General features: G+C 69.7%; 22 protein-coding genes. 11 read left to right on the top strand and 11 right to left on the bottom strand.

Features of this window, described 5'->3' with window-relative positions:
* Positions 1–9: 9 nt before the first annotated feature.
* Entirely contained in the window at positions 10–960 is a 951-nt protein-coding gene (locus EV668_RS02690; protein WP_133768304.1) for a metal ABC transporter solute-binding protein, Zn/Mn family, read from the top strand.
* A 9-nt stretch (positions 961–969) separates the two neighbouring features.
* On the opposite strand, the gene EV668_RS02685 is transcribed toward EV668_RS02690, so the two are convergent.
* The gene (locus EV668_RS02685; RefSeq protein ID WP_133768303.1) at positions 970–1,956 is read right to left on the bottom strand and encodes a heparan-alpha-glucosaminide N-acetyltransferase; all 987 of its coding nucleotides are present in this window, start codon (positions 1,954–1,956) and stop codon (positions 970–972) included.
* Positions 1,957–2,026: 70 nt separating this feature from the next.
* Between EV668_RS02685 and EV668_RS02680 the strand changes: the two genes are divergently transcribed.
* The 3 genes from EV668_RS02680 (at position 2,027) to EV668_RS02670 (ending at position 3,983) form a co-directional block, all read left to right on the top strand.
* Positions 2,027–2,803 carry an SIR2 family NAD-dependent protein deacylase gene (locus EV668_RS02680; RefSeq protein WP_133768302.1) on the top strand — a complete coding sequence of 259 codons (777 nt, stop codon included), beginning with the start codon at positions 2,027–2,029 and terminating at the stop codon, positions 2,801–2,803.
* A gap of 120 nt (positions 2,804–2,923) precedes the next feature.
* Positions 2,924–3,508: a cold-shock protein gene (locus tag EV668_RS02675; RefSeq protein ID WP_133768301.1), complete on the top strand. Its 585-nt coding sequence runs from the start codon at positions 2,924–2,926 to the stop codon at positions 3,506–3,508.
* A 28-nt stretch (positions 3,509–3,536) separates the two neighbouring features.
* Complete coding sequence (locus EV668_RS02670; RefSeq protein WP_133768300.1) at positions 3,537–3,983, top strand: DUF192 domain-containing protein; 447 nt, start codon at positions 3,537–3,539, stop codon at positions 3,981–3,983.
* 243 nt (positions 3,984–4,226) lie between these two features.
* On the opposite strand, the gene EV668_RS02665 is transcribed toward EV668_RS02670, so the two are convergent.
* The 6 genes from EV668_RS02665 to wrbA form a co-directional block, all read right to left on the bottom strand.
* Positions 4,227–4,970, bottom strand: a complete 744-nt coding sequence (locus EV668_RS02665; protein WP_133768299.1) for an ABC transporter ATP-binding protein — start codon at positions 4,968–4,970, stop codon at positions 4,227–4,229.
* Complete coding sequence (locus EV668_RS02660; protein WP_133768298.1) at positions 4,967–6,751, bottom strand: branched-chain amino acid ABC transporter ATP-binding protein/permease; 1,785 nt, start codon at positions 6,749–6,751, stop codon at positions 4,967–4,969. Before EV668_RS02660 ends, EV668_RS02665 begins: the two co-directional genes overlap by 4 nt.
* Positions 6,748–7,785: a branched-chain amino acid ABC transporter permease gene (locus EV668_RS02655; protein WP_133769943.1), complete on the bottom strand. Its 1,038-nt coding sequence runs from the start codon at positions 7,783–7,785 to the stop codon at positions 6,748–6,750. The genes EV668_RS02660 and EV668_RS02655 overlap by 4 nt, the downstream gene beginning before the upstream one ends.
* Before the next feature lie 197 nt (positions 7,786–7,982).
* Positions 7,983–8,594, bottom strand: a complete 612-nt coding sequence (locus tag EV668_RS02650; RefSeq protein WP_133769942.1) for an alpha/beta hydrolase — start codon at positions 8,592–8,594, stop codon at positions 7,983–7,985.
* Positions 8,595–8,599: 5 nt separating this feature from the next.
* Positions 8,600–9,532 carry a ring-cleaving dioxygenase gene (locus EV668_RS02645; protein ID WP_133768297.1) on the bottom strand — a complete coding sequence of 311 codons (933 nt, stop codon included), beginning with the start codon at positions 9,530–9,532 and terminating at the stop codon, positions 8,600–8,602.
* A gap of 180 nt (positions 9,533–9,712) precedes the next feature.
* A complete protein-coding gene (wrbA, locus tag EV668_RS02640; protein ID WP_133768296.1) occupies positions 9,713–10,312 on the bottom strand; it encodes an NAD(P)H:quinone oxidoreductase in 600 nt (199 codons plus the stop codon).
* Positions 10,313–10,414: 102 nt separating this feature from the next.
* Between wrbA and EV668_RS02635 the strand changes: the two genes are divergently transcribed.
* The 3 genes from EV668_RS02635 to EV668_RS02625 all read left to right on the top strand — a co-directional run bounded on the left by EV668_RS02635 (position 10,415) and on the right by EV668_RS02625 (position 12,613).
* Positions 10,415–11,374 carry a LysR family transcriptional regulator gene (locus EV668_RS02635; RefSeq protein WP_133768295.1) on the top strand — a complete coding sequence of 320 codons (960 nt, stop codon included), beginning with the start codon at positions 10,415–10,417 and terminating at the stop codon, positions 11,372–11,374.
* A 97-nt stretch (positions 11,375–11,471) separates the two neighbouring features.
* Positions 11,472–11,816 (top strand): winged helix-turn-helix domain-containing protein, encoded by a 345-nt coding sequence (locus tag EV668_RS02630; RefSeq protein WP_133768294.1) that lies wholly within the window; start codon positions 11,472–11,474, stop codon positions 11,814–11,816.
* Positions 11,813–12,613 carry an enoyl-CoA hydratase-related protein gene (locus EV668_RS02625; protein WP_133768293.1) on the top strand — a complete coding sequence of 267 codons (801 nt, stop codon included), beginning with the start codon at positions 11,813–11,815 and terminating at the stop codon, positions 12,611–12,613. Before EV668_RS02630 ends, EV668_RS02625 begins: the two co-directional genes overlap by 4 nt.
* Before the next feature lie 51 nt (positions 12,614–12,664).
* On the opposite strand, the gene EV668_RS02620 is transcribed toward EV668_RS02625, so the two are convergent.
* Entirely contained in the window at positions 12,665–14,059 is a 1,395-nt protein-coding gene (locus tag EV668_RS02620) for a short-chain fatty acid transporter (protein WP_245512788.1), read from the bottom strand.
* 100 nt (positions 14,060–14,159) lie between these two features.
* On the bottom strand, positions 14,160–17,549 hold the full coding sequence (locus EV668_RS02615) for a molybdopterin-dependent oxidoreductase (RefSeq protein ID WP_133768291.1): 3,390 nt from the start codon (positions 17,547–17,549) through the stop codon (positions 14,160–14,162).
* Between the two features lie 127 nt (positions 17,550–17,676).
* Here EV668_RS02615 and EV668_RS02610 point away from each other — a divergent pair, with 127 nt between their 5' ends.
* The gene (locus tag EV668_RS02610) at positions 17,677–18,351 is read left to right on the top strand and encodes a GntR family transcriptional regulator (RefSeq protein ID WP_133768290.1); all 675 of its coding nucleotides are present in this window, start codon (positions 17,677–17,679) and stop codon (positions 18,349–18,351) included.
* Positions 18,352–18,701: 350 nt separating this feature from the next.
* Complete coding sequence (locus EV668_RS02605; RefSeq protein WP_133768289.1) at positions 18,702–19,523, top strand: MetQ/NlpA family ABC transporter substrate-binding protein; 822 nt, start codon at positions 18,702–18,704, stop codon at positions 19,521–19,523.
* A 30-nt stretch (positions 19,524–19,553) separates the two neighbouring features.
* Here EV668_RS02605 and EV668_RS02600 read toward each other — a convergent pair whose 3' ends face one another.
* Entirely contained in the window at positions 19,554–20,468 is a 915-nt protein-coding gene (locus EV668_RS02600; RefSeq protein WP_166652315.1) for a class I SAM-dependent DNA methyltransferase, read from the bottom strand.
* Positions 20,469–20,512: 44 nt separating this feature from the next.
* Positions 20,513–21,865 carry an AmpG family muropeptide MFS transporter gene (locus EV668_RS02595; protein WP_133768288.1) on the bottom strand — a complete coding sequence of 451 codons (1,353 nt, stop codon included), beginning with the start codon at positions 21,863–21,865 and terminating at the stop codon, positions 20,513–20,515.
* Positions 21,866–22,218: 353 nt separating this feature from the next.
* Here EV668_RS02595 and EV668_RS02590 point away from each other — a divergent pair, with 353 nt between their 5' ends.
* Both EV668_RS02590 and EV668_RS02585 read left to right on the top strand, forming a co-directional pair.
* Complete coding sequence (locus EV668_RS02590) at positions 22,219–23,739, top strand: DEAD/DEAH box helicase (protein ID WP_133768287.1); 1,521 nt, start codon at positions 22,219–22,221, stop codon at positions 23,737–23,739.
* A gap of 171 nt (positions 23,740–23,910) precedes the next feature.
* On the top strand, positions 23,911–24,960 hold the full coding sequence (locus tag EV668_RS02585) for a GGDEF domain-containing protein (RefSeq protein ID WP_245512787.1): 1,050 nt from the start codon (positions 23,911–23,913) through the stop codon (positions 24,958–24,960).
* Positions 24,961–24,968: the final 8 nt, after the last annotated feature.

Genomic DNA, 24,968 nt, shown 5'->3' with positions numbered 1-24,968 from the left:
GGTTTCGTCATGACGATCACACGTCGCATCCTCCTCGCCTCGGGCCTGCTGGCCGCGACCGGCGTCCGGGCCCAGCAGCCTGCGGCGGACGCGCCGCTCCCCGTCGTCGCGAGCTTCTCGATCCTCGCCGACTTCATCCGCGAGATCGGCGGGGACCGCGTCTCGGTGTCCTCGCTCGTCGGGCGCGATGCCGACGCGCACGGCTTCGAGCCCTCCCCCGCCGACGCGGCCCGGCTCGCCCAGGCGCGCCTCGTCGTCGTGAACGGGCTCGGATTCGAAGGCTGGATGGACCGCCTCGTGAAGGCGTCCGGCAGCAAGGCGCCGGTCGTCGTCGCCTCGCGCGGCGTCAAGCCGATCGCCGCGCCCGGAGGGGGCCATGCGCACGGGCATGGCCACGGCCATGGGCATTCGCACGGCCATGCCCACGATCACGACGCCGATCCGCACGCCTTCCAGAGCGTCGCCAATGCCAAGCTCTACGTCGCGGCGATCCGCGACGCGCTGGTGGCCGCCGACGGGGCCGGCAAGGCCGTCTTCGAGGCCCAAGCCACGCGCTATCTCGGAGAACTCGACCGGCTCGACGCCGAGATCAAGGCCGAGATCGCCCGGATCCCGCAGGCGCGCCGGCGCGTGATCACCGATCACGACGCCTTCGCCTATTTCGGCGCCGCCTACGGCATCCGCTTCGTCGCCCCGCGCGGCGTATCCCGGTCGGGGGACGTGTCGGCCAAGGACGTCGCCCGCATCGTGCGGCAGGTGAAGGCGGACAAGATCCCCGCCCTGTTCTTCGAGAACGTCGCCGATCCGCGCCTCATCGAGCAGATCGCGCGCGAGAGCGGGGCGAAGATCGGCGGCAAGCTCTATTCCGACGCCCTCTCCGCCGAAGGCGGCCCGGCTCCGACCTATCCCGCCCTCATGCGCCACAACGCGAAGACGCTGGCCGGGGCCCTGGCGGAGTGATCCTCCGCTCTAGCCGCCCTCGAGGGTCTTCTTGAGGCATTCCGCGTGGCGGTTGCCGGCCCGCTGGCGGAACTCGGCGCTGGCGGTGCCGTCGCGGACAGCCGCCCAGATGCCCTCGCGGCGCAGGGCATCCGCCGTGCACGTGACGGTGCGCTCGCAGCGGCTGCGGCAATAGCCCTCCTCCTGCCCTGACGCGGTACAGGTCTGCGTGCAGTCCCGCACGAAGGGGGCGATCTCCGCCCTCGGATTGGGTCCGACGAGCTTCTGCACCCCGAACAGAGCGCCGAAGATGAGCGGCTGGTGCAGGAGATAGATGACGAGGCTGTAGCGGCCGAGCGTCGCGAAGAGGCGCCCGATGCGCCCGCCCTCCCCGCGCGGCAGCACGCCCGCGACGAGGCGCGCCACCGCGATCCCCGCGAGGACGTAGCCCGTCCAGGGCACGACCGGCACCCAATCGTAGGTGACGGGCGGGATGCGGCCGAGACCGAGGAAGGCGAGGATCGGTGTGTCGAACACGCCGCCCGCGACGACGGTCGGCAGATAGAGCATCGCCAAACCCACCGCCGCCGTCACGAGGGGCGGCAGGGCCAGGAAGGGGACCGCGATCAGGCTCGACAGCGCGATGTTGTGGAGGATGCCGAAGAAGATGTAGCTCGACGGGAAGAAGAAGGCGGTGGCGGCCGTGATGGCCAGCGCGCCGGTCGCGATGACGGCCACGCGCCGCAGGAAATGCGGCCAGCGGATGCCGTCGCCATGGGCGAGGACGAGGCCGATTCCGACGAGGACCAGGAAGCTCGCCGCGATCGAGCGGGCGAACAGATTCCATTCGCGCGATCCCGTCACGTCGAGATCGACGAGGGCCAAGGTCGAGAGGTCCCAGGCGGTGTGGTAGACGACCATGGCAACCACGGCGAGGCCGCGGGCGATGTCGATGGCCGGAATGCGGGGCGCCGACCGGGCCCGACCCTCCAGCTCGGTATTCGTGACCGGAATCATGACGCGGCCGGCGGCCGAAGCTCCTCGACTGGCAACCAATCAACGCGGTTCCGGTTAAAGGAGGCAGATCATGTCGGCAACCATCCCCCCTCCCACCGATCCCGCCGCCGCGTCGCGCCTCGCCGAATGGGTCGATGCTTCGCGCGTCATCGTGAGCTTCACCGGGGCCGGCATCTCGACCGAGAGCGGCATTCCCGATTTCCGGTCTCCGGGGAGCCCGTGGTTGGCGAACCGGCCGATCGATTTCGAGCTGTTCGTCTCGAGCGAGGATGCTCGCCGCGAAGCGTGGCGGCGCAAGTTCACGATGGACGACCTCTATCGCGGAGCGAAGCCCGGCCGGGGGCACGCAGCCCTCGCCCGGCTCGTCCATCGGGGATTGTCGCCCGGCGTGATCACGCAGAACATCGACGGGCTGCACCAGGATTCGGGGCTCGCGGACGACGAGATCGTCGAGCTTCACGGCAACGGCACCTACGCGACCTGCCTCGGCTGCGGGCGGCGGCATGAGCTCGCCGCGATCCGTGCCGAGTTCGAGGCGAGCGGCCGCGCCCCGCGCTGCGTCGCATGCGGCGAGCCGGTCAAATCGGCGACGATCTCCTTCGGGCAGGCCATGCCCGAGGCCGCCATGCAGCGCGCGGCGGACTGGACGCTCGCCTGCGACCTCTTCATCGCGATCGGCTCGTCGCTCCAGGTGTATCCGGCGGCCGGGTTTCCCCAGATCGCCAAGCGCAACGGCGCCCGGCTCGTCATCGTCAACCGCGACCCGACGGCGCTCGACGACGTGGCCGACCTCGTGTTGCACGGCGAGATCGGCGCGATCCTCGGCCCGCTCGCCGCGACGCATTGACTCAGGCTGTCCCGTGCATCCCGGACACAACGGTGGACGGCCTCACTTGCCGCTTTCGCGGGCGATCCCCGATGCTATCGTGACAGGCGAATCAGGCGTTCATGATTCGAGCAGGCGGCGATGTCGGAACAGCGTATCGTAGAGCATGCCGGCCGCGAGCCGGCCCACGAGGCGGACAGCTCCGCCGAGGCCGAAATCATCCGCGTTTCCGGCCGGATCAAGTGGTTCGACGTCGCGAAGGGCTTCGGCTTCATCGCCAGCGACGACGGGCTGCCGGACGTCCTCCTGCACGTGACCTGTCTACGCAAGGACGGTTACCAGGCCGCTAACGAAGGCGCGCGGGTCGTCGTCGAGGCGGTGCGGCGGCCGCGGGGCCTGCAGGCGCTGAAGGTCGTCTCGCTGGACGAGACGAGCGCGCTCCATCCGTCCGAACTGCCGATGCCGCGCACCCATGTCTCGGTGACGCCGACCAGCGCGCTGGAACAGGCCACGGTGAAGTGGTTCAATCGGCTGCGCGGCTTCGGCTTCCTCACGCGCGGGGACGGCTCGCCGGACATCTTCGTGCATATGGAGACCCTGCGGCGCTACGGCATCGCGGAGCTGAAGCCCGGCGACCGCGTGCTCGTTCGCTACGGCGACGGCTCGAAGGGGACCATGGCGGCCGAGGTCCGGTTCGCCGAAAGCGCGCTGCCGGTCTCGCATTGAGGCCGGCTCGGACCTATTCTCCGGTCCCATGCGTGCTCTCCTCTGCCTCCTCCTTCTCGCCGTCGGCTTTGCCGGCTCCGCCTCGGCGCAAACCTTCGAGCCGCTGACGATCGTCTCGCAATCGGGACGCCACGCCTTCGAGGTGGAGGTGGCGCGGACCGACGATGAGCGGGCGCAGGGCCTGATGTACCGGCGCAGCATGGCGCCGGACCGCGGCATGCTGTTCGACTTCAAGCGCGTCGAGCCGATCTCGATGTGGATGAAGAACACCTATCTGTCGCTCGACATGATCTTCATCCGCAGGGATGGCAGCATCGCCCGCATCGCCGAGAACACCGAGCCGCTGTCGACGCGGGTCGTCTCCTCGGGCGAGCCGGTCCTGTCCGTGCTCGAAGTGATCGCGGGCACCGCCAAGCGCCTCGGCATCAAGGCCGGCGACAAGGTCGAGCACCCGCTCTTCGCCGGCTCGCGCTGAGGAATCCCGACACGCCCACCCTCCCCTGGAGGGGGAGGGTGGGACCGAAGGTCCGGGGTGGGGTGATGCGGGATCTCCGCCTCGACGACGCTGCGGAAGCGGAGAGGTGGGTGTCACCCCACCCCGCCGGCTTCGCCGTCGACCCTCCCCCTCCAGGGGAGGGTGGGGCGGAGCGAGACCGATGCGGTAACTCGACCGCTCCGCCGACGATCGAAGGAACCCGTCGTCCTTCCGGCCGGACCCTCAGGTCGCGACCGACTTGATGCCGAGATAGGTCGCGATGACGCGCTCGTCCTGGCGGAGATCGGCGGCCGGGCCTTCGAGGACGACCTCGCCGTTCTCCAGCACATAGGCGTAGTCGGCGGCCTCGAGGGCGGCGCGGGCGTTCTGCTCGACGAGGAGGATCGAGACGCCGGTGCGGCGCAGTTCCGCGATGATGCGGAAGACCTCCTTCACGATCAGCGGCGCGAGGCCGAGCGAGGGCTCGTCGAGCATCAGGAGGCGCGGGCCGCTCATCAGGGCACGGGCGGTCGCGAGCATCTGCCGCTCGCCGCCGGAGAGCGTCCCCGCAAGCTGGCTGCGGCGCTCGTCGAGACGCGGAAAGAGCCGCCACATCGCCTCCAGCGCCTCGTCGAAGGCGGCCGTGCCCCGCCGGCGGAAGCCGCCGAGGCGCAGATTGTCCTCGACGCTCATCGTGACGAAGAGTTCGCGCTTCTCGGCGACGAGGCTCATGCCGTCCTGGACGCGCTCCTCGACGCTCCGGCGTCCGAGGGGAGCGCCGCGGAAGGTGGCGCCGCCCCGCGCGGGCAGGACGCCCATGATCGCCGAGAGGAGGGTCGTCTTGCCGGCGCCGTTCGGCCCGAGGATCGTCACGATCGATCCCTCGGGCACGTTCAGCGAGACCTCGTGCACCGCCTCGACGCGGCCATAGGCGACGCAGAAGCGCTCGAGCGCGAGGAGCGGCGCCGCGCCGTCGGCCGGGGTCACGCCGCGCTCCCGAGATAGGCTTCGAGAACGGCCGGGTTCCTCTGGATCTCGGCCGGGCGGCCCTGCGCCAGTTCGGAGCCGAAATTCATCACGACCAACCGGTCTGTCAGCCCCATCACGAAATCCATGTCGTGCTCGACCAGCAGCACCGCGATGCCGCTCTCGCGCAGGTCGCGCAGGAGATCCGCGAGCGCCGTCTTCTCGGCATGGCGCAGCCCCGCGGCCGGCTCGTCGAGGAGGATCATGACGGGGTCGGCCGCGAGAGCCCGCGCGATCTCGACGAGGCGCTGCTGGCCGAGGGCGAGCTCGGTCGCGATCGTCTGCTCGTACTCGGACAACCCGACCCGCGCGATCGCGGCCCGCGCCCGCGCGAAAAGCCGCTCCTCCTCCGCCCGGTCGAGCCGCAGCGCGCCCTGGATCGCGCCGGCATGGCCGTCGAGATGGGCCCCGATGACGACGTTGTCGATCACGCTCATGCCGTGCACGAGCTTGACGTGCTGGAAGGTCCGCGCGAGCCCGAGCCGGGCGATCCGGCGCGACAGCCAGCCCTGGACGGGCTGGCCGAGAAAGCGCACCTCGCCCGCGCTCGCCGGCATCACGCCCGTGACGAGGTTGAAGGTGGTCGACTTGCCGGCGCCGTTCGGACCGATCAGCCCGACGATCTCGCCCGCCCGCACGGTGAAGCCGATATCGTCGACGGCGACGAGCCCGCCGAAGGTCTTGCGCAGATCCGCGACGCCTAGCACCTCCGTGCCGCGCTCCGGCGGCAGGCGCGCGGGCGGCGGCGCCGCGACGACCGGCCTCTCCGGCGACACCGCCCGGCTCAGGCGGCCACCGAGGCGGCGCAGATAGGGCATCAGCCCCTCGGGCGCGAACTGGAAGATCAGGATCAGGACGAAGCCGAAGACGATGGCCTCGAAATTCCCCTGCGTCCCGATGAGATGGGGCAGGACGTCCTGCAGCTTCTCGCGGACGATCGTCACGATGCCCGAGCCGAGCAAGGCCCCGCCGATCTGCCCGATCCCGCCCGCGACCGCCATCAGGAGGTAGTCGATCGAGGCGTTGATCGAGAAGGGCGACGGATTGATGGCCCGCTGGAAATGCGCGTAGAGCCAGCCCGAGATCGAGGCCAGCACCGCCGCGTAGACGAAGGCGAGGATGCGGGCGCGGCCGGTGTCGATGCCGAAGGATTCGGCGGCCAGCACGCCGCCGCGCAGCGCGCGGATGGCGCGTCCGACGCGGCTGTCGAGGAGGTTCGCCGTCAGGACCACGAGCAGCGCCACGATGGCGAGGGTCAGGTAGTAGAAGCTCGCCCCGCCGCTCGTGAAGGTGAAGTCGCCGATGGCGATGGGCGGGATGCCCGAGATGCCGTCGAAGCGGCGGAAGAAGTCGAGCCCGCCGGTGAGATAGAAGAAGGAGATGTTCCAGGCGATGGTCGCGACGGGCAGGTAATGGCCCTTCAGGCGCAGCGTGATCGCCCCGATCCCCCAGGCCAGCGTGCCCGTGATGAGGATGGCGACGGGCAGCGTCGCGAAGGCGGGCCAGCCGTAGCGGGTCGTCAGGATCGCGGTCGTGTAGGCGCCGAAGCCGACGAACATCGCCTGGCCGAAGGAGACGACGCCCGCGACGCCCGTCAGCACGACGATGCCGAGCGCGACGATGCCGGAGAAGCCGATATAGCTCGCGACCGTGATCCAGTAGGTCGGCACGCCCGGCACGAGGGGCAGCGCGATCGCCGCGAGCAGCGCGACGAGAGCGGGAATGGAGACGGCGCGGCTCACTCCTCGTCCTCCAGCACCAGCGCCCCGCGCGAGCGGATGAGAAGGATCGGCACGATGATCATGAACACGATCACCTCCTTCAATTCGCTGGCGAAGAAGGAGGCGAAGCTCTCGATCACCCCGACGAGGATCGCAGCGGCGGCCGCGATGGGATAGCTGACGAGGCCGCCGATGATGGCGGCGACGAAGCCCTTCAGCCCGATGATGAAGCCGGTATCGTAATAGACCGTCGTCAACGGCGAGATCAGGATGCCGCCGAGCGTGCCGATCAGGGCCGCGAGGCCGAAGGCGAAGCGGCCCGAGAAGGCGGGCGAGATGCCGACGAGCCTCGCCCCGAGCCGGTTCACCGCCGTCGCCTGCAACGCCTTGCCGATCAGGGTCCGCTCGAAGAAGAGGTAGAGACCCGCGATCAGCGCCGCCGTCACGGCGAGGACCGAGAGAGCCTGTCCGCTGACGACGAGATCGCCGAGCGCGAGGCTCGCCTCGGACAGGGCCGTGGTGCGCGATCCCTCCGCCCCGAAGAAGACGAGGCCGAGCCCGACCAGCGCGATATGCAGCGCCACGGAGACGATGAGGAGCACCAGCACCGAGGCCTCGGCGATGGGCCGGTAGACGGTCGCATACATGTAGAGGCCGAGCGGCGCCGTCATCAGCAGCGCCAGCGCGACCTGGACCGCCTGAGGCGGCTTGAGCGGCGCGAGAAGCAGGACGAGACCGACGATGGCAGCGGGCAGGACGATCGTCTCGCCGAGCGTCTTCAGCCAGATGCGCGTGGTGAGATTGCGTCGCTCGGCCCAGAGCGTCGCGACCGCGGCCGCGAGACCGAAGAGCACCAGCAGCCAAGCGGTCCCGGGCATGTGGCCCGCTTCGAGCGCCGCGAGCGTCAGGGCGCCGAACGAGACGAATTCTCCGATCGGCACGAAGATCACGCGCGTGACGGTGAAGAGCAGCACCATGGCGAGCGCCAGCAACGCGTAGATCGCCGCGTTCACGACGCCGTCCTGGAGGAGGATGAGCGAAATCGAAAGGTCCAAGGCCGTTCCCGTCACGCGGGCCGGCACGACCTCGCGGGACGGGCCGCGTCCGGCTTCCGCACGCAGCCCCACATGGCCGCGAAGGGGCGGGAGCGTCAAGCAACCGCGAAATGCGCAATCCGTCGAAGATGGAGCCGGGACCGGGAGGCTCGACCAAGGGGCGGCGCGCGACACGCTGCCCCTTGGCTTGGCTGCCCTCAGGCCGGCAACCAGTCGCGCACGAGGTCGACATCCTCGCGCGTGATGCCGTGGCCGGCCGGCAGGGTGACGTGCCGGACCGCCGCGCCATCCTCGGTCAGAAGCGCGGCGAGCCGCTCCGAATCCGCCGCCGGCACGATCGGATCGGCGGCACCCGACAGGACGAGGACCGGCGTCCCGGCGAGATCGGCCGGCGGCGGCTCGCGGAACGGGACGACCGCCCGGATCAGCGCCGCGCCCGCCAGCACGCCGGGCCGGAGCAGCAGCAGGGCGGCCGCGACATTGGCGCCGTTCGAGAAGCCGACCGCGACGGGAGCCGGAAGCCCGTAGGCCTCCCGCGCCTCGCCGACGAATTCGGCCAGCTCGTTCGTCCGGCGGGTGAGGTCGTCCTCGTCGAAGACGCCTTCGGAGATCCGCCGGAAGAAGCGCGGCATGCCGCGCTCCAGCACCTTGCCGCGTGGCGAGAGCAGGGCCGCGCGCGGCGCGATCATCCTGCCGAGGGGCAGGAGATCGGTCTCGTCGCCGCCGGTCCCGTGAAGCAGGAGCAGCGGAGATCCGGCCGGCGCCGAAGGCTGCGCCGGCTCGTAGCGATGGATGAAGGTCAGTGCCATCGCCGTCACGCCGCCTCGAGCCGAGGCAGGACCGCCTCGATCGAGCCCCGCCGGGGCTCGAGGAATCCCGGCAGCCTCAGGGTCTGTCCGAGGGACGAGACGGGCTCGTCGACCGCGAAGCCCGGATCGTCGGTCGCGATCTCGAACAGCACCCCGCCGGGCTCGCGGAAATAGACCGACCTGAAGTAGTTGCGGTCCTTCTGCTCCGTCGCCTCGATGCCGTGCCCCTCGGCGAGGCGCCTGACCATCTCCGCCTGCGCGGCGTCGTCCGACGCACGGAAGGCGACGTGGTGCACCGTGCCGCCGCCGGCCCGTCCGGACGGGAAATCCCCGACCGCGCGAAGCTGGACCACGCTGCCGGCAGCCGCGTCCGATTCGAGCCTCAGAATCGTCCCTTCGCGGCCGACCTCGCGGAAGCCGAGCACGTCGGTCAGGATCGCCGCCGTGGGCTCGGCCTCGCGCAGCAGCAGCGTGACGCCGTGGAACCCGCGGATCGCGTGCTCCGCCGGGATGTCGGACCCGGTCCAGGCCGGCTCCGTCTCCGCTCCCGCGACGCCGACGAGAGCGAGCGGCATCCCGTCCGGGTCCTCGAAGGAGAGTACGGTCTCGCCGAACCGGCGCACCGGCGCCTGATGCTTGACGCCCTGCTCGACGAAGCGCTGCGACCAGTAGCCGATCGAGCCCTGCGGCACGCGAAAGGCCGTCTCCTGCGTCTGACCGATCCCGATCCGCCCGGGCGCCACATGCTCCCAGGGGAAGAAGGTCAGGATCGTGCCGGGCGTGCCGGCCTCGTCGCCGTAATAGAGATGATAGGTGCCCGGATCGTCGAAATTGACCGTCTTCTTCACGAGCCGCGTCCCCAGGATGCGGGTGTGGAAGTCGATGTTCCGGCGCGCGGGCCCCGCGATCGCCGTGACGTGATGGATACCGTGGGTCATCGTCGTATCCTTTCGCGTGGGTGTGACCTCTCCCCTTGCGGGAGAGGTCGAGCGACGCCGGAGGCGGCGGCCGGGTGAGGGGCGCGCGCGACCGGTATCGGCGTGTTTCTGAGGCCCCTCATCCGGTCACGCCGACGCGTGACTCGACTTCTCCCGCAAGGGGAGAAGCGAGGCGCGCGCTCAGGCGGCGAGCTTCCCGGCCACCTCGGCGACGTGCTTGCCGAGATAGCGAGCACCGTCGAGCTCGGTCTCGCTCGGCTGACGGGAGCCGTCGCCGCCGGCGATGGTGGTCGCGCCGTAGGGCGCCCCGCCCGTCACCTCGTCGATCCGCAGCTGGCCCTGGAACGAATAGGGCAGCCCGACCACGACCATGCCGAAATGCAGGAGGTTGGTGATGAGCGAGAACAGCGTCGTCTCCTGCCCGCCATGCTGGCTCGCCGTCGAGGTGAAGGCGGCACCGACCTTTCCGTTCAGCGCACCGCGCGCCCAGAGCCCGCCGGCCTTGTCGAGGAAGGCGGCCATCTGCGACGAGATCCGCCCGAACCGCGTTCCCGTGCCGACGATGATCGCGTCGTAATCCGGAAGCTCGTCGATGGTGGCGATCGGAGCGGCCTGGTCGAGCTTGAAATGGCTCGAGCGCGCGACATCCTCGGGCACCGTCTCCGGCACGCGCCTGATCGCGACCTCGGCCCCGGCGGACCGGGCCCCTTCGGCGATGGCATTGGCCATCGTCTCGATATGGCCGTAGCTGGAATAATAGAGAACGAGCACCTTGGGCATCGGGATCGGCCTTTCGGGTCCGGTTGATCGAGGACCCAAAGTGGCGCTTGTCTCCCGGCTCCGAAAGAGAAACAGTCGAAACGGATCGTTTCCGGATTTGCGATGCAGCGTCTACCCGATCTCGAAGCCTGGGCCATCTTCGCGAAGGTCGCCGAGACGGGCTCCTATGTCCGCGCCGCGGCCGATCTCGGCCTCTCCAAGGCGACGGTGTCGAAGGCCGTCAGCCGCCTCGAAGCCCGCCTCGGCGCGACCCTGTTCCACCGGACCTCGCGCCGCGTTTCGCTGAGCGAGACCGGACGCAGCGCGGCTGTCCATGCCGCCCGCATCCTGGCGGAGGGCGAGGCCGCCGAGGCGGAGGCGACCGCCGGCTCGACGCAGCCGCGCGGGCTCGTCCGGTTCGCGGCGCCCATGTCCTTCGGCATCGCCCATGTCGCACCGGTCCTGCCGGATTTCCTCGCGGCCTATCCCGAGGTCTCGGTCGATCTCCATCTCAGCGACGCGCTGGTCGACCTCGTGGGCGAGGGCTTCGATCTCTCGCTCCGGATCGCGGCGCTCGCCGATTCCAGCCTGCGGGCGCGCCGGCTCTGCGGCGTCCGGCGCCTTCTCGTCGGCGCGCCGTCCTATTTCCAGCGCATGGGCCGGCCCGAGCACCCCAGCGACCTCGCGCGGCATGTCTGTCTCGGCTACGCCTATCTGGCGACGCCCGACCGTTGGATCTTCGTCGATCCCGCGGGCGAGGAGGCCTCCATCCGCCCGGTCGGGCCGCTCAGGGCCAATAACGGCGACGCCCTCGGTCCGGCCCTCCGAGCCGGGCTCGGCCTCGCCGTGCAGCCGGAATTCATGGTCTGGCAGGATCTCGAGGCGGGCCTGCTCGAGCCGGCGATGCCCGGCTGGTCGCTGCCCGAGATCGCCCTCCACCTCGTCACGCCGCCCGGCAGCCTGCGCCCCGCCCGCGTGACGGTGCTGATGGAGCACCTCGCGCGCAGCCTGTCGAGCGCGCCCTGGGCGAAATGCGACCAGGCTTTCGCAGCCCCGCAGCCCGCCCGCGCCCGGCGGGACTGATCGCATCGGTCTGTCGCGATCGGCGCGATCGTCTATCCTGTCTCCCGCGCCCGTCCGGGCGCTCCAACAGCACCCGCAGGCGTCGGAACGGTCCCCCATGGTTTCCCTCAGCATCCGGATCGATCTCGCCCCCGGCGTCCGGGTCGGTCCCGGCAAGATCAGGCTCCTGGAACTGATCGCCGAGCACGGCTCGATCTCGGCCGCCGGGCGCGCGCTCGCCATGTCGTACCGGCGCGCCTGGCTCCTCGTCGACGAGATGAACCGGACGCTGGCCGAACCCGTCATCGAGGCGCAGCCGGGGGGAAAAAGCGGCGGCGGCGCCCGGCTGACGCCGTTTGGCGCGAGGCTCGTCGCCTGCTACCGGACGATCGAACGGGAGGCGGAGGAGATGGCGGAGCGGCACCTCGCCCGCCTGAGCAGCCCGGGGGGAGACACAGAATGAGCACGTCACGCAAGACCGGCCCCGTTCTCTGGGACATCGACGCGAGGGGCGTCGCGAGCGTCGTGCTCAACCGGCCGGAGGTGAACAACGCCTATAACGCGGCCCTGATCGACGGCGTGCTCGAAGCGCTCGAGGCGCTCTCGGACGCCGAGGGCCTGCGCGCGGTCGTGCTCTCCGGCAACGGGCGGCATTTCCAGGCCGGGGCGGACCTCACCTGGATCAACGCGGTCCGCGAATCCGACGCCGAGGAGAATCTGCGCGTCTCCGCCGCCACCGCCGAGGCCGTGCGCCTCCTCAACATTGCGCCCGTGCCGACCATCGCCCTCATCCAGGGCGGCTGTTTCGGCGGCGGCACCGGGATCGCGGCCGCCTGCGACGTGGTGATCGCGGCCGAGAATGCCCTGTTCTCGATCGCGGAGGTGCGCTGGGGGCTGACGGCGGCGATCATCATCCCGCAGCTCAACGACGCGATCGGCGTGCGGCAGGTCCGGCGCTACGCCCTGACGGGCGAGCGTTTCGGCGCCGAGGAGGCGCGGCGGATCGGGCTCGTGCACGAGGTCGTGCCGCTCGACGGGCTGGCGGCCGCGGGCGAGAAGATCGTCGGGCATGTGCTGGAGAACGGCCCCGATGCGATCGCCGAGACCAAGGCGCTGACGCTCGAAGGCGCCTTCGCCGACATCATCGACGAGGGCTTCCAGGCTCTCGTCGAGGCTCACGCCGCCAAGCGGCAATCCGATGAGGCGAAGGAAGGCCTCGCCTCCTTCGCCGAGAAGCGCCCCGCTCGCTGGGGCGCCTGAGCTTCGGGGGAGGCGCGACCGCCTCCCCCGTTGCCGGCTCTTCCGCCGAGGTTACGGCATCACCGGCGGAGCATAGGTGAAGGTCGACATCAGGATCGCCGCGAGGATCATCACCAGCGGGAAGTGGATGAAGAACTGGACCGAGGTGTAGCCGATCAGATCCTTCGACTTGAGGCCGAGGATACCGAGAAGAGGCAGCATCCAGAACGGGTTGAGGAAGTTCGGCAGCGTCTCGGCGATGTTGTAGACCATGACGGTCCAGCCGAGATGGGCGCCGATCTCGTTCGCGGCCTTCATGACGTAGGGCGCTTCGATGATCCACTTGCCGCCGGCCGACGGGATGAAGAAGCCGAGCAGGGCCGAGTAGATCCCGACCACGAACGAGAAGATCGTCGAGTTCGTGGACAGGCCGACGAACCAGGTCGCGATCGTGTCCGACAGGGTCGTGCCGGCCCCGTTCTGCACCTTGGTCAGGATCGCCGCGATGCCCGCATAGAAGGGGAATTGCAGCAGGACGCCCGAGACGCTCGGCATCGCCTTGGCGAAGGCCTCGATGAGGCTGCGCGGGCGCCAGTGGAGCAGGATGCCGAGAAGCAGGAAGACGAAGTTGTAGGTGTTGAGACCGGACAGCGTGATCAGCGGATTGCCGGAGCGGAACGTCTGCCAGAGCCAGCCGAGCGCGAGGGCGACGATCAGGATGGTCAGGATCGGGCTGAACTCGAGGTAATCGCCCGGACGCGTCGGCTTGCGGACCTCGATCTGGTCGTTGTCGAGCCGGACGCCGAGATCCTCCGCCGTCTTGGCGCGTGCATCGACGGGCGTCGAGTAGTGGCAGATGATCGCCGACATGATGGTGATGAAGATCGTCGTGACGCCGTTCTGCCAGGTCAGGATCGTCTCCGTGAACGGGATGACCCCCGTGATGGGCAGGAGCGAGGACGGGATGCTGGCCGCATTGGCCTGGAGCTGAGCCGCCGAGGAGGTGATGCCGAGCGTGAAGCCGCAGCCGAGGCCGAGATAGCCTGCCGCGCCGGCCGCGCGATAATCGAGGCGGATGTCGCGGCGGCGGGCGATCTCCCGGACGAGCAGGCCCGAGAAGATCAGGCTCACGCCCCAGTTCACGAGCGAAAGCAGGATCGACAGCACGCCGATGAAGACGACGGCGCCGCGTCCGCTCGTCGGGATCCGGGCGAGCCATTTCAGGGCCGCCGCGACCGGCGGCGACATCGCCACGACGTATCCGCCGATGGCCACGAGCGCCATCTGCATCGTGAAGGGGATCAGGTTCCAGAAGCCGTCGCCGAAGGCCTGGCTGACCGCGAGCGCCGAGGAGCCGTGCGCGATGGCGCCGCCGGCGACCACGATGACGGCGAGGAGCACGAAGACATAGGCGTCCGGGAACCAGCGTTCGGCGAAGACCACCATTCGCTGCGAGAACCGGGTCATCCAGGTCTCGCCGGACGCTTCATGCGGTGCGTCGCCCGCAGATCGTGCGGTATCGCTCATCGTAAGACCCCTCTTCGGAATGGGCGGCGCAGTGCCGCTACTACTGGATTGCGAGCGTGACCGGCCCGAGCGGGACTGCCATGCAGGCGAGGCAGCGGCCGGGCTCGGTGTCGACTTCGACGAGGTGAGCGACCTCTCCTGCGACGACGGTGACGGCGCAGCTTTCGCACTGGCCGACCCGGCATCCACTCGGCAGGGGCACTCCGGCCCGATGCGCCGCATCGAGCAGCGAGCCGGCTTCCGGCTGCCACAGGAAGGAGGCGTCGCTCCCCGCGAGCCGGATTTCCTGCGGCGCGAGGTTGTCGGGGACGGAAGCGGGGGAGACGAAGGCTTCGGCGAAGATGTCGAAGGCGAAGATCCCGATGCGGACGAGCGCCGCCTTCATGTCGGTGACGAAGCCGGACGAGCCGCAGAGATAGACGAGCGGGCGGCGGTCCAGGATCGGCTCGAGGGAGGAGATGTCGATCCGGCCACGGTGGTCGTAATCGAGCCCTGGCCGATCCTCCGGCCGCGGCGCCGAATAGGCCGTGACGCGTCGCAGTTCCGGCAGGGCGGCGTCGAGTTCGGCGAGCCGCTCCGCGAAGGGATGCAGCTCGCCGTGACGGCAGCCGTGGAAGAGCCTGATCTCGGACGGCCTCGATGCGGCCGGCCGGAGGGCGAGCGTTTCGAGATGGCTCAGGAACGGCGTGATGCCGATCCCCGCGGCCAGGAAGACGATCGGCCGCGTCCCCCCGAGCGGCGGGTTGAACACGCCGGACGGTGCCGTGAGCAGGACCTCGTCGCCCGCCCTCAGCGCATGGACACGCTCGGACAGGGAGGGTTTCCCATCGGCCGAAGGCTGGCGCCTGATCCCGAGCGAGAGCACGGTCGGCGCGTCGCACCCTCCCGTCAGCGAATAGGAGCGTCCCGCCGCCTCGCCGGGCAGGCTCAGCTCGACATGCTGGCCGGCCAGGGCGTCCGGCAGCGCGGCCCCGTCGCGCGGGGCGAGGTCGAGCGCGACGGTCTCCTCGCCCTCCCGCCGGATCCGCGTGACCGCGAAGGCGCGGCGCCCGCGCCAGCGCCCGCGATTGGCCGGCATGTCCGGGCGGATCTCGCAGGTGATCGCCCGCAGCGGCACCGAGCCGCTGACGGGGTCGGCATGCCGGTCGCTCAGGATCGCGTTGAGGTTCGAACCGATGCCGGCGGCGCCGTCGCTGCGGCTGCGGCCGAGCGGAGGGCAATCCTCCCACCAGCCGAATTCGGCGACGACGACGCGGTCGTCCAGCGCCTCGTTGATCCGCGCGCGAAGGCGGGCCGTGCCGCCCTGCGTCTCGACGATGGTCCAATCGCCTTCGCGAAGGCCGCGCGACGCGGCGAGAGCCGGGCTGATCTCGACAGCCGGATCCGGCGATTTCTTGCGCAGCGAGGCGACGTGACGGTGCGAGGTGTGGACGAACCAGCCGTTCTTCGCCGTCGTCAGGACCAGCGGGAAGCGCGCATCCGCATCGGCGCGGAAGGGGCTTTCGCCGGGCTCGACATGGCTCGGCAGCGGCGCCTGGCCGTGATCGAGGAGGAGTTCGGAATAGAGTTCGGCCCGGCGGGTCCGGGTGGCGAAGCCGGGCACGCTCCCGTCTTCGGCGGGAGCCCCGTACTTGCCGTGCCGGAAACTCTGGGGAAAGCGACGCCCGCCCGGGTGCGGCTTCAGATCGTCGAGGGTGATGCCGAGCGGGGCGATCTGGTGGTTCCAGCCCGCCCGGATGTCCCCGCCGAAAAAGTGCTCGCCCATCTCGAGCCGGCCCGCCAGGGCGAAGGCGATCTCGTAATCGGCCTTCGCCTCCCCGTGGCGCGGCAGCATGGCCTCGCGGAACTGGATCGTCTCGGCGGCCGCCTGGGTGATCTCGAAGCCGATCCGGAGCGCCTCGCGCTCCCAGGGCATGTTCACCGGGAGCACGATATCGGCCTGCTCGGCGGTGGGGTTCATGAACATGTCCGCATGGACATGGAAATCGAGGGCATGCAGGGCCGCGCGATTGCGATCGGCGTCGCTCTGCGAGGCGAGGAAGTTCGTGCCCCAGCTCATCAGCGCGCGAACCCGGTAGGGACTGCCCTCGAGGGCCGCCGCCGCGAAGTCCCGCGCCGTCACCCAGCCCTTGGCCGGCGGCCCGAGCGGCAGCCGGTCGAGCCCGAGTGCCTTCTCCTTCTGGCCCGGCGGCAGGAGCGAGAGGTCGTTCACGGCCCGCGTCGGCGGCGGGACCGCCCAGACATTGCCGCCCTCACGGTCGCAGGCGCCCGTCAGCGCGTAGAGCGTCGCGATGGAGCGCTCGATCGCCGTCGCGTTGCTGTGCTGCCCGACGCCCGTCCAGGAATGGTAGGCAAGGCGCGGCGCGCCCTCGAAGAGGGCGGTGAAGGCCCGGATCGAATCCTCGTCGAGCCAGGTCAGGGTCGAGACGGCCGCCGCCGTGTAGGGCTCGGCCTCCTCGCGCAGGAGGCGGAAGGCGGTCGACGCTTCGATGCGCGCACCACCCGCGCCGGTCAGGACCGCCTCGGCATCCAGCCGGACGGGGCCTGCCAGCGGGCGCCGTGTGTCGTAGGCGACCGGGCGCCCCTCGGCGCCCAGCACGACGAAGGCCTCGGGCTCCCCCGCGAGGCCGACATCGCCGGCCCGAACGAAGCGACCCGTCGCGGCGTCGACCAGCAGCGGACCATTGGTCCAGCGGGTCACGAAATCGGAATCGTAGGTCTCGGTCGCGATCAGGTGGCGGATCGCGGCCATGGCGAGGGCGGCATCGGCGCCGGGCCGGATCCTCAGCCAGAGATCGGCGAGCTGGCCCGAACCCGATGGCTTCGGATCGACCACCGCGACCGTCGCGCCCCGCCGCTTCGCATCCGCGATCCGGGTTGCCTGGGCGAGCCAGGTCCGGGCCGGATTGTGGCCCCAGAGCACGATCGCATCGGCCTGCTCGTAGTCGGGGAAGCCGATGCCGCGGCCGAACGTGTAGGCGTGGGCGTAATCCTTGTGCCAGCCGCAGACCTCGACGGCATAGATGATGTTGGGGCTGCCGAAGCAGCGCACGAACCGCTCGACCCATTCGGAGCTGTCGACCATGGGCGTGCCGCTCGGGGTCGTGACGGCGAAGGCGACCGCCTCGGCGCCGGATTCGCGGCGGACGCTGCCCAGACGCGATGCGACCTCATCGAGGGCTTCGTCCCAGGAGATCTCGACCCAGCCCGGATCGCCCTCCCCTTTCGGCCTCGTCCGGCGCAGCGGAACGGTGAGTCGTCGCGGACTGTGAACGAGCTCCGGCGCCGCCCGGCCCTTGGCGCACAGCGCACCGCCGGTCGGATGGCCCGGCAGCGGCTCGACGCCGGTCATCCGGCCGTTCTCCACGACCGTGACCGAGCCGCAGCGCGACCGGCAAAGGGTGCAGTATCCCGGATACCGTCGCGCCATCGACCCTTCCTCGCAGCGGCGAGGTGTAACACATTTCTGTAATGCATTACCATTAGAAGCAGGCGATGGCGTCCGTCAAGCGCGTCTCGTAAGAGTGCGACTCGCTGAGAAGGGGGGACGGCCGGGAATGAACGGCGATCAAGGCACCGGAAATCTGCGCGAACAGGTCCTGCAGCGGGTGCGCGCCGAGATCATCGCCGGGGAAAGCCCGCCCGGCACGATGTATACCGCCCCGACCCTCGCCGCCGCTCTCGGCGTCTCATCGACGCCGGCGCGCGAAGCCCTCCTCGAACTCGCGCGGGGCGGCCTGCTCGAGCCCGTTCGCAACCGCGGCTTCCGGGTGAAGGAGCCGACCCTTCAGGCCCTTCGCGACGTCTTCGACCTGCGCGAAATCCTCGAACTCCACGCGGCGCGGATCGTGGCCCTGAAGAGCCGGAAGGACCTCTCGGCGCTGGGCGCCCTCGCCGACGAGATCCGGAGCGCCGTCGAGGCGGACGACGTGCGGCGCTATCTCGAGGCGGACCGCGCCTACCATCGCATCCTCCTGGAAGCGGCTGGCAATACGGCGCTGACGGACACGGTGATGGGCCTGCGCGACACGATGCGCCTCTACGGCATCCGCTCGCGCGCGGGGCAGTTGCGCCAGATCGAATCGATCGCGGAGCATTACGAGATCATCTCTCTCGCCGAAGCCGGAGAGGCGGACCGGCTCGAGGCCCTCATGCGGCGGCATATCCGCTCGTGGGAGCCGATCTTCGTCGACGCGCTGACCCAGACGGGTGCCCAGCTTCCGCGCAGTTGATCCGCACGGCATCTGCGACGGGACTATAGCCCCCGCCCCGGCCCCGGAGCGAACAGCCGCTCCGCTCAATGCAGGAATGCGACCAGCGAAGTAGAACGATTTTCCATCAGAACATCATATCGAAACATATCGTTGCTTCTTGACGCAGGTGGACCGGCGCTTTCAATCCAAAACAGATCGTTTCTTCTCTCGATCCGCCGAGGTTGGAAAATATTGTTTCGTTGACGCTCCCGACTTCGACCGGTCTAGGTCGACGCATCAGCCGGGGCCGAGAGAAGGAAACGCAGCGCGGACGCGACGCGAGTCTTGGGCCCGATCACCATCCGAACGCACCGGACGACCCCATCCCCATGATCCCGAGCCGCTCCCGCTTCCTCGCCCTGGCTTCGTCCCTGCTGCTCGCACTCGCGCTCGGCGGCCCCGGCCAGGCTCAGGCGGATGCCACAAAGCCCCTCAAGGTCGGCGTCTCGGCGGGGCCCTATGGCGACATCCTGCGCGAGGCCGCCCGCCTGTCGGCGGCGGAGGGCCTCAAGGCTGAGATCATCGAGTTCAGCGACTGGAACCTGCCCAATGCGGCCCTCCAGGCGGGCGACATCGATCTCAACAACTTCCAGCACAAGTTCTACCTCGCGAACCAGATCAAGGCCCGCAACTACGAACTCGTCGGCCTCGAGGACTCGATCCTCGTCCCCGCCGGCATCCATTCCAAGAAGTTCACGAAGATCTCGGATATCCCCGCGGGCTCGAAGGTCGCGATCCCGAACGATCCGACCAACGCGGCGCGGGCTCTGCTGCTGCTCGAGAAGGCCGGCCTCATCAAGCTGAAGCCCAATGCGGGCCTCTCCGCCGGGCTGACCGACGTGGTGGAGAACCCCAGGCGGATCCAGATCATCGAGATCGATGCGGCGCAGCTCGCCCGCTCCCTCGACGACGTCGCCGCGGCCTTCGTCTCGTCCAACTACGCCTATCTCGCCGGTCTCGACCTCGACAAGGCGCTGGTCGCCGAGGCGGCCGATGCGCAGGCCAAGCCCTATTTCACCCTGCTCTTCGCTGCCCGGGCCGATCGCAAGGACGACCCGAGGATCCGCAAGTTCATCGAGATCTACCGCTCGCAGCCCGTGAAGGACTTTATCGCCGCGAAGTTCAAGGGGTCGATCCTGCCGGCTTGGTGAAGCGCGGCTCTCCGCTCGAAGGCGCGGCCGTCAGCGCGCCAGCACCACCAGCAGGCCCGGCACCGGCCGCCCACGATCCTCGCATGGCCGCGCCTCGGACAGGACGAGGCGGAGCCCGTGCGACGCGGCGAGATCGGCAAGATGGGCCTCGGCATGGGCGTAGCGGAGATCCTCGCCGAGGATCGTCCCCCTGCCCTCGTGCGATCGCGCGGTGAAGGCAAAGAGCCCTCCCTCGGCGAGCACGCGCGCCGTCTCCGAGAAGACCGGCCAGAGTTCCCCGAGATAGGCGAAGACGTCGTCGGCGAGGACGAGGTCGGCCGAGCCATCCGGCCGCTCGGCCAGCCAATCGAGGAGGTCGCCCTCGGCGAGGTCATCGTAGAGCCCGCTGCGACGCGCCTCGGCGAGCATGGCGGGCGAGAGGTCGATCCCGGCCAGGTGGGCACATTGCGGCCGGACCGTCTCGGCGCCGAGGCCCGTGCCGCAGCCGAGATCGAGCGCGTGGGCGAAGAGGGCCTGCCGCCCCAGCTCGCCCGCGGCCCGGCGGAGGGCGTCGTGAAACGGAGCCGGCCGCCGCTCGATGCGGGCCTCCTCGTCGTCGAACAGCGCGCGAACATGATCCGGCGACATCGCCGCGAGCGGATCGCCGATCCCGAGCCGAGCCAGCCGCAGGGCGGCACCGCGGCAATCGGCAGGGTCCCGCAGCAGGGCCATGTCGAAGGCGGCGAGGGCGTCGCGGTAGGTTTCGACCGCCTCGTCGATGCTGCGCGCGCCCCGATATTGCGACTCGCGCGCCGCGCCGAGCCCGAACCAGATCGCCGGACAACGCGGCGCGAGCGCGATGGCCTGACGCGCAAGGCGCACCGCGGTGGCGGGATCGCCCGCCGTCAGGGCGGCATCGACAGCGGCCGCGTCGGAAGAGGCGAGGTCCTCGCCGGAGGCATCCATGCTGAAACTCGCGGAGCCGCGCCCGAAACCGGCGATCCACCCGGTCAGGCGGGGCGGGGCGGCGAGACCGCGTCCGGCGCCCCGGCATCCGAGCCGGGCCCGGCTTCCTTCTCGGCCTCCCCTCGCCCGAAGAGGATCGCGAGGATGACGACCGGAAGACCGACGGCCGCCGTAGCCGCGAAGAAGACCGGGAACCCCCAGGCCGCGACCATGAAGCCCGACAGGCCCGAGACGAGCTTGCCCGGCAGCGCATAGAGCGAGGAGAGCAGCGCATATTGGGTGGCGGCGAAGCCGAGGCCCGTCAGGCTCGACATGTAGGCCATCAGCGCCGTGCCCGCGAAGGTGCCGGAGAAGTTCTCGACCGAGATCGCGACCGTCAGCCGCCAGACCTCCGGCGGCCCCATGGCCAGCCAGGAGAAGGCGAGATTGGAGGCCGCGCCCGCGATCGCCCCGGCGATCAGCACCGGATAGAGGCCGTAGCGGATGATCGCCCATCCTCCGACGAAGGCGCCGAGCATCCCGACCCAGATGCCGTAGAGCTTCGAGACGGCGGCGATCTGCGGCAGCGTGTAGCCCATCTTGATGTAGAACGGGTTCGCCATCACGCCCGAGACGAAATCCGGGAGCCGATAGAAGGCGACGAGCGCCAGCACCGCGATCAGGCGCGGCCCCTGGCGGCGGTAGAGATCGGCCAGCGGGGCGACGATGGCGCGCCCGAAATGGAAGGGCTCGCGCGGCTTGCCGGCTGCGGGAGCCGCCTCGGGCGGAGCCGGGGCGAGCAGGGAGGCCGTGATCCCGACCAGCATCAGCGCCGCCATCACGAGATAGGCGACCTTCCAGGAGGCCGACATCGCCTCCTTCGCCGCATCCGGCCCGGCGAGTTCGCTGACGAGGATGAGCGCTCCGGCTCCCGCCGTGATCAGCGCGAGACGATAGCCGAGCTGGTAGGCGGCGAGCATCAGCCCCTGGCGCTCGACGGGCGTCGATTCGATGCGCCAGGCGTCGATGACGATGTCTTGCGTCGCGGCCGAGAACGCCATCAGGAAGGCGGCGAGACCGAGCAGCGGAAGGCTGGAGATCGGGTCGGCGGCTGCCATGGCGAGAAGCGCGAGGGCGACGCAGACCTGCGAAGCCACCATCCAGGACCGCCTGCGGCCGAGCCGGCGGGAGAGGAACGGCAGATCGATCGCGTCCACGATCGGCGCCCAGAGGAACTTCAGGCTGTACGGCAGAAGCAGATAGGCGAAGAGCCCGATCGCCTTGATGTCGATCTCGGCCGTGGCGAGACGCGCGCTGAAGGTGCCTGCCACCAGCAGGAACGGCAGGCCGCAGGAGAAGCCGAGCGCCAGCATCAGCATGACGCGCCGGTCGAGATAGGGACGGAGCTTCGTCAGCATGCCGGTCTCGCGCGCCGGTCGCAGCCGGCCATCCCATCCGGTATCGTCGATGGATGGTTAAAGAAGGGCAGTCGACGGCGAACACTGCGACCGACGGAGCACTTCCTCGATGTCGCAGGCCAAAGGCTGCCAGGCACGCATGCCGGCACGGCATGCGATCTTCGCGGCATGCCATCGTAAGGTGCACTGTCATCTTCCTTATTGACAGCGCCCGCCCTCCTCGGGCTATACGCCCAGGTCAGCGCGGCCGCAGGTGCCGCCGCTTGCTGGCGTCATCTCCGGAGTATCCGTGAGGACGCTCCGGTCTCTGTCGAGGGTCCGCAAGCGCGCACCCTGCATGGTCTCTCCCCTGTATGTCTTTTGCTGATCTCGGTCTGAGCGAGAAGGTCCTAGGAGCAGTCGCAGCCGCAGGCTACGACCAGCCCACTCCGATCCAGTCCCAGGCCATCCCTCACGTCCTCGCCCGCCGCGACGTTCTCGGCATCGCCCAGACGGGGACAGGCAAGACGGCCGCCTTCGTGCTGCCGATGCTGACGCTGCTCGAGACGGGGCGGGCGCGGGCACGCATGCCCCGCACGCTCATCCTGGAGCCGACGCGCGAGCTCGCAGCCCAGGTCGTCGAGAATTTCGAGCGCTACGGCGCCAATCACAACCTGTCGGTCGCGCTCCTCATCGGCGGCGTGTCCTTCTCCGATCAGGACACGAAGATCGCCCGCGGTGTCGACGTGCTGATCGCGACGCCGGGCCGCCTGCTCGACCATATCGAACGCGGAAAGCTGCTGCTGACGGGCGTCGAGCTCTTCGTGATCGACGAAGCCGACCGCATGCTCGACATGGGCTTCATCCCGGATATCGAGCGGATCGCGAAACTCGTCCCGTTCACGCGCCAGACGCTGTTCTTCTCGGCGACGATGCCCCCCGAGATCCAGCGCCTCGCCGATACCTTCCTGCACAATCCGGTGAGGACCGAGGTCGCCCGGCCCGCCTCCGCGGCGACGACGATCACCCAGCGCCTCGTCGCGACCGGTGCCGACGGCCACGAGAAGCGCGAGAGCCTGCGCGACCTGATCCGCAACTCGGCCGACTTCAAGAACGCGATCATCTTCTGCAACCGCAAGCGCGAAGTCGCGATCCTGCACAAATCCCTGCAGAAGCACGGCTTCAGCGCCGGCGCCCTCCACGGCGACCTCGACCAGCGCGCCCGCATGGCGGCGCTCGACAAGTTCCGGACCGGGGAGATTCCGCTCCTCGTCGCGAGCGACGTCGCGGCCCGCGGGCTCGACATCCCGGCCGTGAGCCACGTCTTCAACTACGACGTCCCCCACCACGCCGAGGATTACGTCCATCGGATCGGCCGGACCGGACGGGCCGGACGGACGGGCCACGCCTTCACCCTGATCGCGCCCGGCGACGAGAAGTCGCTCGCCGCCATCGAGAGCCTGATCGGCCAGAGCGTCGAATGGCAGGGCCCCAGTGTCGCAGACCTTCCCGAAGGCGAGTCGCGGCCCCGGAGCGGACGCGGCGGACGCAGCGCGCGAGGCGGGCGCACCGAGCGGACCGGCCGTGCCGAGCGCGCCGAACGGTCCGAGAAGCCCGGACGCGGCGAGCGCAGTGCCCGGCCCCGCCGTGAGCGCAGCCCGTCGGAGGGCCGAAGCGATCCACGCCCGCCCATCCATGAGGAGGTGGCGGAAGAACGCCCCGCCCGTGTCCGCGAGCAGCCTGCGCCCCGCGCCGCCTCGCCGGCGCCTCAAGAACCTGGCCGCCGCCGCAACCCTCGTGCGGACTCGTCCGATGACGGCCGGACGGTGGTCGGGCTCGGCGATCACGTTCCGGCCTTCCTGGCCCGGCCCGTGCGCCCCAAATCGAGCGCCTGACAAAGGCCGGCCGCGGGGGGTCGCGGCCGTCGATCCCGTCAGGCCGGCGGTTTTGTACGTTTAATGACACATAGAAGGCAGCCCCGCTTAACCTGTCCTTCGCAGACGCCATGCATTCTCCCGCCCTAGTTGAAGCGCGACCGCAGAAGTTCGGCGGTCGGGGAGACGACCATGAAGAGGGTCGACAGGACCATCGCCATCGGTGAACGGGCGTGGGAGCTGATGCGCGCCTATGCGCGCGGCGCGTCGCCGCAATCCTATGAACTCTGGTACACCTACGTCACGGGGCTGAGGCCGCGCCTCAACGAAGCCGTCAAATCCCACCTGTCGGAGAACCTGTTTCTCGCGGCGGACGATATCGACCGCCTCTACGCGGCTCACATCGGCACGATGGCCCTGAGCGAGGAGACCGACAAGGTGGGCTCGCGCCTTCTCATGGAGATGGGGCGCGTCATCAACCTGATCGAAGCCGCCGCCGGCTCGACCTCGGAATACGGCGTCTCGCTCGAGGCGATCCAGAGCAACCTTCAGCCCGGCCTCGAGAAGACCCAGATGAAGGAAATCGTCGAGACCCTGATCGGCGCCACCCGCGCCGTCGCGGCGAGCAACCAGGAACTCGAACAGCGGCTGAAGATCTCGCGCGGAGAAGTGGAATCCCTTCACAAGGTGTTGGAAGAAGTGCGGACGGAGAGCCTGACCGACGCGCTGACGGGACTTGCGAACCGCAAGCACTTCGAGATGACGCTGGCGGCGAACGTCGCTCACGCCTCGGCGGAACGCGCGCCCCTCATCCTGACCGTGATCGACATCGACCATTTCAAGCGCTTCAACGACACCTATGGGCACCTTACCGGCGACCAGGTCCTGCGGCTCGTCGGAGCGGCGATGCGTGAGCACGTCACCGTCGGCGCGACGCTCGCCCGTTTCGGGGGCGAGGAATTCGCGATGCTGGCCCCCGGAATCGGACCCGGCGAGGCTTTCGCCTGCGCGGAGAAGATCCGCCGCAACGTCATGGGCCGGGAACTCCTGAAGCGCTCGACGGGCGAATCGCTCGGCCGCGTCACGATCTCGCTCGGGCTCGCGGAACTCCGGCCGGGCGACACGGCGACGACGCTCCTCGAACGCGCCGATTCCTGCATGTACAGAGCCAAGCAGGCCGGGCGGAACGCCTCCTTCGCCGATTGGGACCTGGACGAGCCCCCGCTCGCCAGCGCGGCCTGAGCCGCCCT

Source organism: Enterovirga rhinocerotis, assembly GCF_004363955.1.
Lineage (GTDB): Bacteria > Pseudomonadota > Alphaproteobacteria > Rhizobiales > Beijerinckiaceae > Enterovirga > Enterovirga rhinocerotis.
The sequence above is the reverse complement of the archived record's forward strand: the minus strand, read 5'-3'. Positions and strand labels throughout refer to the sequence as shown.

What these genes read in the sequence shown, in the direction of transcription:
- EV668_RS02690 (WP_133768304.1), top strand. Translation starts at nt 10, where the DNA reads ATGACGATCACACGTCGCATCCTCCTCGCCTCGGGCCTGCTGGCCGCG.
- EV668_RS02685 (WP_133768303.1), bottom strand. Translation starts at nt 1,956, where the DNA reads ATGATTCCGGTCACGAATACCGAGCTGGAGGGTCGGGCCCGGTCGGCG.
- EV668_RS02680 (WP_133768302.1), top strand. Translation starts at nt 2,027, where the DNA reads ATGTCGGCAACCATCCCCCCTCCCACCGATCCCGCCGCCGCGTCGCGC.
- EV668_RS02675 (WP_133768301.1), top strand. Translation starts at nt 2,924, where the DNA reads ATGTCGGAACAGCGTATCGTAGAGCATGCCGGCCGCGAGCCGGCCCAC.
- EV668_RS02670 (WP_133768300.1), top strand. Translation starts at nt 3,537, where the DNA reads ATGCGTGCTCTCCTCTGCCTCCTCCTTCTCGCCGTCGGCTTTGCCGGC.
- EV668_RS02650 (WP_133769942.1), bottom strand. Translation starts at nt 8,594, where the DNA reads ATGGCACTGACCTTCATCCATCGCTACGAGCCGGCGCAGCCTTCGGCG.
- EV668_RS02645 (WP_133768297.1), bottom strand. Translation starts at nt 9,532, where the DNA reads ATGACCCACGGTATCCATCACGTCACGGCGATCGCGGGGCCCGCGCGC.
- wrbA (WP_133768296.1), bottom strand. Translation starts at nt 10,312, where the DNA reads ATGCCCAAGGTGCTCGTTCTCTATTATTCCAGCTACGGCCATATCGAG.
- EV668_RS02635 (WP_133768295.1), top strand. Translation starts at nt 10,415, where the DNA reads ATGCAGCGTCTACCCGATCTCGAAGCCTGGGCCATCTTCGCGAAGGTC.
- EV668_RS02630 (WP_133768294.1), top strand. Translation starts at nt 11,472, where the DNA reads ATGGTTTCCCTCAGCATCCGGATCGATCTCGCCCCCGGCGTCCGGGTC.
- EV668_RS02625 (WP_133768293.1), top strand. Translation starts at nt 11,813, where the DNA reads ATGAGCACGTCACGCAAGACCGGCCCCGTTCTCTGGGACATCGACGCG.
- EV668_RS02620 (WP_245512788.1), bottom strand. Translation starts at nt 14,059, where the DNA reads ATGACCCGGTTCTCGCAGCGAATGGTGGTCTTCGCCGAACGCTGGTTC.
- EV668_RS02615 (WP_133768291.1), bottom strand. Translation starts at nt 17,549, where the DNA reads ATGGCGCGACGGTATCCGGGATACTGCACCCTTTGCCGGTCGCGCTGC.
- EV668_RS02610 (WP_133768290.1), top strand. Translation starts at nt 17,677, where the DNA reads ATGAACGGCGATCAAGGCACCGGAAATCTGCGCGAACAGGTCCTGCAG.
- EV668_RS02605 (WP_133768289.1), top strand. Translation starts at nt 18,702, where the DNA reads ATGATCCCGAGCCGCTCCCGCTTCCTCGCCCTGGCTTCGTCCCTGCTG.
- EV668_RS02600 (WP_166652315.1), bottom strand. Translation starts at nt 20,468, where the DNA reads ATGGATGCCTCCGGCGAGGACCTCGCCTCTTCCGACGCGGCCGCTGTC.
- EV668_RS02595 (WP_133768288.1), bottom strand. Translation starts at nt 21,865, where the DNA reads ATGCTGACGAAGCTCCGTCCCTATCTCGACCGGCGCGTCATGCTGATG.
- EV668_RS02590 (WP_133768287.1), top strand. Translation starts at nt 22,219, where the DNA reads ATGTCTTTTGCTGATCTCGGTCTGAGCGAGAAGGTCCTAGGAGCAGTC.
- EV668_RS02585 (WP_245512787.1), top strand. Translation starts at nt 23,911, where the DNA reads ATGAAGAGGGTCGACAGGACCATCGCCATCGGTGAACGGGCGTGGGAG.